This window comes from Oryzibacillus soli, from assembly GCF_051594765.1.
Lineage (GTDB): Bacteria > Bacillota > Bacilli > Paenibacillales > NBRC-103111 > Paenibacillus_AR.
In genome coordinates this window covers 1-356 of sequence record NZ_JBPPGJ010000104.1, presented here as the reverse complement: position 1 = coordinate 356, position 356 = coordinate 1, and the positions used below count along the sequence as shown (strand labels likewise).

Genomic DNA, 356 nt, shown 5'->3' with positions numbered 1-356 from the left:
TGTTATCTGTAGTTGTCCACTTCCTCGAATCGGCCCAAGAAATCGTCTTTCCATGTCTTTACCCATCCTTCAAGGTTTTCAATACTTCTTTTATAAGGGCTTTAAGGGTTCATCCGATTTCCTCGAAGGGGTTCACCAGGGAGGCAGGAAGACTGGGGGGTAGCCGATGGGATCAAGGGAAGGGTCTTTTCCACCAATCGGCTTTCCAGTCCTTCTCGCCTTTCCAATGTCTTTATCGGATGAATCCCTTCATTGCCCTTATATAAGTATTGAATATCTTGATGGGTAAAGACCTTAAGACGATTTCGTTCAGGAATCCCTTGATCTTGAACCCCATCGTTTTTAAGAATCAAGGT

1 protein-coding gene is annotated in these 356 nt (G+C 44.4%); it reads right to left on the bottom strand.

Annotated elements, in window-relative coordinates; translation table 11 throughout:
• Positions 1 to 101: 101 nt before the first annotated feature.
• The coding region (locus tag ACSEXW_RS28340; RefSeq protein ID WP_438449523.1) for a hypothetical protein at positions 102 to 356 on the bottom strand (255 nt) is incomplete at its 5' end.